At 70.7% G+C, this 5,422-nt stretch carries 3 protein-coding genes; 2 read left to right on the top strand and 1 reads right to left on the bottom strand.

The features are described from left to right. Positions 1 to 1,740 (top strand): ATP-binding SpoIIE family protein phosphatase (locus B9S61_RS04510; RefSeq protein WP_103541031.1); only part of this gene is annotated, 1,740 nt, incomplete at its 5' end. 84 nt (positions 1,741 to 1,824) lie between these two features. Here the strand turns inward: B9S61_RS04510 and B9S61_RS04505 are convergent. Continuing rightward, on the bottom strand, positions 1,825 to 4,140 hold the full coding sequence (locus B9S61_RS04505) for a transglycosylase domain-containing protein (protein ID WP_181007237.1): 2,316 nt from the start codon (positions 4,138 to 4,140) through the stop codon (positions 1,825 to 1,827). Positions 4,141 to 4,410: 270 nt separating this feature from the next. Between B9S61_RS04505 and B9S61_RS04500 the strand changes: the two genes are divergently transcribed. Beyond that, positions 4,411 to 5,346 carry an SPFH domain-containing protein gene (locus tag B9S61_RS04500; RefSeq protein ID WP_103541029.1) on the top strand — a complete coding sequence of 312 codons (936 nt, stop codon included), beginning with the start codon at positions 4,411 to 4,413 and terminating at the stop codon, positions 5,344 to 5,346. Positions 5,347 to 5,422: the final 76 nt, after the last annotated feature.

The following is a 5,422-nucleotide window of genomic DNA, read 5'->3' as shown; positions in this document are numbered from 1 at the left end:
CAGGTCACGCGGCCCGGCCGGCCGACGCCGATGCGGCGGGACGGTGACCGGCTGCGGTTCGTCGGCGCGGCGACCCGGCGGATCGCCCGCGGTATCGACCTGGACGAGATCGTGATGGGGCTGTGCCGGGCAACCGTGCCCACCTTCTCCGACGCGATCCTGGTCTATCTGCGCGACCCGCTGCCGGTCGGCGACGAGCGGCCCACCGGCCCGCTGGTGCTCCGGCTGCGCCGCACCGACCGGATCCCGGCGGAGCGGGACACCGAGGGCGGGTTCATGCCGGTCGCCGCCCCGCCGGAGCCGTCCGAGCTGGACTCGGTCGGCGCGGAGCTCTGCACGGTACGGCCCGGCAGCGCGCTCGCCGAGGTGCTGCGCGGTGTGCGTCCGGTGTTCACGGACGCCCCGGCCGCCGCGGCCGCGCTGCCCGAACTCCTCGGCCCCGACGGCGCGTCGGCCGTTCCGGACGGACAGCGGGCGATCCTCGCGCCGCTGCGCGGCCGGCGCCGGGTGATCGGCGCGGCGCTGTTCCTGCGCCGCCCGGAGCGCATCCCGTTCGAGGCCGACGACCTGCTGGTCGCCGCCCAGCTCGCCACGCACAGCGCCCTCGGTATCGACAAGGCGGTGCTGTACGGGCGGGAGGCGTACATCGCGGACGAGCTGCAGCGCACCATGCTGCCGGAGACCCTGCCGCGCTGCACCGGCGTACGGCTGGCGTCGCGCTATCTGCCGGCCGCCGAGACCGCGCGGGTCGGCGGGGACTGGTACGACGCGATCCCGCTGCCGGGCAGCCGGGTGGCGCTGGTGGTCGGCGACGTGATGGGGCACTCCATGACGTCGGCGGCGATCATGGGCCAGCTGCGCACCACCGCGCAGACCCTGGCCGGGCTCGACCTGCCGCCCCAGGAGGTCCTGCACCACCTCGACGAGCAGGCGCAGCGGCTCGGCGTGGACCGCATGGCGACCTGCCTCTACGCGGTGTACGACCCGGTCTCGCACCGCATCACCATCGCCAACGCCGGTCATCCGCCGCCCATTCTGCTGGAGCTGGGCGGCCGGGCCGAGGTGCTGCGGGTGCCCGCGGGCGCGCCGATCGGTGTGGGCGGGGTGGACTTCGAGGCCGTGGAGCTGGACGCCCCCGCCGGGGCGACCCTGCTGCTCTACACCGACGGCCTGGTGGAGTCCCGGCTGCGGGACGTGTGGACCGGTATCGAGCAGCTGCGCGAGAAGCTCGCCGCGACCGCTCAGCTGACCGGCGCGGACCATTCGCCGCCGCTGGAGGCGCTGTGCGACGAGGTGCTCGACATGCTCGGTCCGGGCGACCGGGACGACGACATCGCGCTGCTCGCCGCCCGTTTCGACGGGATCGCGCCGAGCGACGTGGCGTACTGGTTCCTCGAGCCGGAGGACGCGGCCCCCGGCCGGGCCCGCCGCCTCGCCCGGCGGGCACTGTCCCGCTGGGGCATGGAGGACATGAGCGACTCGGTCGAGCTGCTGGTCAGCGAGGTGGTGACGAACGCGGTGCGGTACGCCACACGGCCCGTCACGCTGAGGCTGCTGCGTACGGACGTGCTGCGCTGCGAGGTCGGTGACGACGTGCCGCAGCTGCCGCGGCTGCGGCAGGCGCGGGCCACGGACGAGAACGGGCGCGGGCTGTACCTGGTGAACCGGCTGGCCCGGCGCTGGGGCGCGACCCGGCTGAGCACGGGCAAGGTGGTGTGGTTCGAACTGAACCACGGCTGAGCCGCCGCACACGCGGTCGTACACGCCGTCGTACGGCAGGAGGGGCGCCCGGTGCGGTCACCGGGCGCCCCTCCTGCGTGCCGTCTACTGATCCGCGCCGAACTGCGGGTCGTCCGGGTCGCCCGGGTCGCCCGGCTTGTCCGGGTCTCCCGGGATGCCGAAGGTCGGCGAGCTCGAGGGCGTCTTCGTCGGCGCCTCGGACGTGGGTGTCCCGGACGGCGGCTCGGAGGTCGGCGGCGCGGACGTCTCGGTGGTGGGCGCCTCGGTCGTGGGCTCCTGCGTCGTCGGCTCCTCGCTCGGGGTCTGCGAAGGCGACTGCGTGGCCGACGGCGTCCGGGTCGGCTTCACACCCGAGCCCTGCTCGGTGTCGAGGTCGAACTCGCTGACCTCGTCCATGACGCCGAAGGTGTACGCCGCCCAGATCTCGGCGGGGAAGCCACCGCCGTTGACGCGGTAGTCGACGCCGCCGGCCTCGTACATCGGCACCTGCTTGTGCGGCGGCTTGTCGTCCTCGCCGAACAGGCCGACCGAGGTGACCAGCTCGGGCGTGTAGCCGGTGAACCACGCCGACTTGTTGTTGTCGGAGGTACCCGTCTTGCCGGCGACCTGCTGGCCGTCGCGCAGCGGGTTCTCCCGTACGGACTTCCTCGCGGTACCGTCGTCGACCACGCCGGTGAGCACGGAGGTCACCGTGTCGGCCGCCTCGCGGCTGATGACCTGCTCGCCGACCGGTTCGGGGAACTCGATCGTACGGTCGTTGTGCTCGGCCGACTTCACCATGGCCGGGGCGACCTTCTTGCCGTGGTTGGCGAGGGTGGCGTAGACGCCCGCCATCTCCAGCGGGCTCGCGCCCATGCTGCCCAGGGTCTGCGCGGGCACGGCCTCCATGCCCTCGGTCTCCATGCCGAGCTCGCCCGCGACCTTCACGACCTCGGGCATGCCGACGTCGATGCCCATCTGCGCGAAGACGGAGTTGACGGACTTGTTCATCGCCTCCTGGACGGTGATGTCGCCGTAGTCGACGTCGTCCTCGTTGGGGGGCGCGAAGCCGACCTCGCGGTCGCCGTCCACGACCTGGCGCTTGCTCGTGCCGTCGTAGATCGTGTCGGCCGTGATGGGCACGCCGTCCTGGGTCTCGGCGGCCTGGTCCACGGCGGCGGCGAGGATGGCCGGCTTGAAGGTGGAGGCCGGCTGGTAGTCCTCGCGGGTGGCGTTGTTGGTGAAGTGCTTCACGTAGTCCACGCCGCCGTACATCGCCACGACCGCACCCGTCTTCGGGTCCACGGAGACGCCACCGGCCTGGATGTCGGCGTCGACCTCGCGCTTGTCCGGGTCGAGCTTGCCGGTGAGCCTGGTCTTGACCGCCTTCTCCAGCGCGGCCTGCTTCTTCTTGTCGATGTTGAGCGTGATGGTGTAGCCGCCGAGGTCGACCAGGGCCTTGGCCTGCTCCATGTCCTCGGCTGCCCCCTGGGCGACGAGCTGCTGCTTGAGCGCGTTGTTGGCCGCCTCGACCAGATATCCTCTCTGGCCCTCCAGCCCGGGTGACGCCTTGGGCTCCTTGGGGACGGGGAACTCCATGCCCTGGCGGTCGGAGCCGCTCAGCCACTCCTGCTCGACCATGTTGTCCAGAACGTAGTTCCACCGCTCCTGGACGAGCTTCTTGCCGTTCTCACTGGCGGCCGCCCAGTCGTACTGGCTCGGGGCCTGGAGCAGGGCGGCGAGGTAGGCGCCCTGCTCGACCGTCAGCTTCTCGGCGTCGACGTGGTAGTACGCCTGCGCGGCGGCCTGGATGCCGTAGGCGCCGCGGCCGTAGTAGCTGGTGTTGATGTAGCCGGCGAGGATGTAGTCCTTGGACTTCTCCCGGTCCAGCTTCAGGGAGATGACCAGCTCCTTCATCTTGCGGGAGACGGTCTGTTCCTGCGTCAGGTAGTAGTTCTTCACGTACTGCTGGGTGATCGTCGAACCGCCTTGGGCGCCCTTGCCGGAGAGGGTGTTGAGCAGGCCGCGCGCGGTGCCCTTGATGTCGACGCCGGAGTCCTTGTAGAAGGACTTGTTCTCGGCGGCGACGAAGGTGCGCTGGACGTCCTTGGGGATCCTGGCCAGGTCGACGATGTCCCGGTTGTAACCCCTGCGGGCCATGACCGAGCCGTCGCTGTACTTGTAGACGTTGCCCTGCAGTTCGGCCTCGGCGTTCCCCTCGGGGATGTCGATCACCATGTACAGCACGATGAAGGCACCCATGCCGAGCAGGCAGAGGCCGAAGAAGGTGCCGACGATCTTCTTCCAGGTGAACAGCCGGCGTATGCCGCTGCGGCCGGTCGCGCCCGACGAACGGCCGCCCCTGGGTGCCGCACGGCGTCCGCCGCGCTGTCGTGCGCGTCTTTCTTCCGCTCGTCCCATACGCCCGTTCCGCTCCGCTTCGTTCATGTGTGCTCGACTGCCACACAGGTTCGCCGCTCAGGTCAGCTCAGAAAAGTAACACCGGGAGTTATGACAAAGGGCTGCTGATGCGGTCGTTACGGACGTGACAATCAGCACCCACCCCTACTGAACCGACGTACGAGAGGCGTGGGAGGTTGCCGTGATGGGATAAAATGCTATCACTTAGTTAGACAGGCGCTAGCCCGCAGCCACCCGCGCGGAGGCGCCCCGGGAAACGGGGGATCACCCATGTCCACACACGACACGCAGGTCACGGCCGATGTGCCGGAGATGCCGGCCCCGCGCGTGCGGGAGGTCCCGGCGCACAGCATCGGCGGCGGGCTGGCACTGATGCTCGGACTGGCCGGGCTGCTCGTCGGCGCGGCGATGATCGTCTCCGCCACGGCGGTCACCGCGACCGGCGCGAAGGCCGCCCTGATCGCCGGCGGCATCCTGATCGCGATCGCCGCCTTCCTCGCGATGTGCGGGCTGAACATGGTGGCGCCGGGCGAGGCCCGGGTGGTGCAGCTCTTCGGCCGCTACCGGGGCACGATCCGCCAGGACGGCCTGCGGTGGGTGAACCCCTTCACCTCGCGCACCAAGATCTCCACCCGCGTGCGCAACCACGAGACCGCCGTACTGAAGGTGAACGACGCCTACGGCAACCCGATCGAACTGGCCGCGGTCGTGGTGTGGCGGGTCGAGGACACCGCGCAGGCCACCTTCGAGGTGGACGACTACATCGAGTTCGTCTCCACCCAGACCGAGGCGGCCGTACGGCACATCGCCATCGAGTACCCCTACGACGCCCATGACGAGGACGGCCTCTCGCTGCGCGGCAACGCCGAGGAGATCACCGAGAAGCTCGCCGTCGAGCTGCACGCCCGCGTGGACGCGGCCGGAGTGCAGATCATCGAGTCCCGCTTCACGCACCTCGCCTACGCGCCCGAGATCGCCTCGGCGATGCTCCAGCGGCAGCAGGCCGGTGCGGTCGTGGCCGCGCGGCAGCAGATCGTGGAAGGCGCGGTGGGCATGGTCGAGTCCGCGCTGGCGCGGATCCAGGAGCAGGACATCGTGGAGCTCGACCCGGAGCGCAAGGCGGCGATGGTGTCCAACCTGATGGTGGTGCTCTGCGGCGACCGCTCGGCGCAGCCGGTCCTCAACACCGGGACGCTCTACCAGTGACGACTCCGTCCGGGGGCCCGGCCCCCCAGGGCCGGCCGCAGCGCAAGCAGGTGCTGCTGCGGCTGGACCCGTCGGT

The organism is Streptomyces sp. SM1 (assembly GCF_002910825.1).
GTDB lineage: Bacteria > Actinomycetota > Actinomycetes > Streptomycetales > Streptomycetaceae > Streptomyces > Streptomyces okerensis.
This window is presented reverse-complemented; position numbering and strand designations above follow the sequence as displayed.

What these genes read in the sequence shown, in the direction of transcription:
- B9S61_RS04505 (WP_181007237.1), bottom strand. Translation starts at nt 4,140, where the DNA reads ATGGGACGAGCGGAAGAAAGACGCGCACGACAGCGCGGCGGACGCCGT.
- B9S61_RS04500 (WP_103541029.1), top strand. Translation starts at nt 4,411, where the DNA reads ATGTCCACACACGACACGCAGGTCACGGCCGATGTGCCGGAGATGCCG.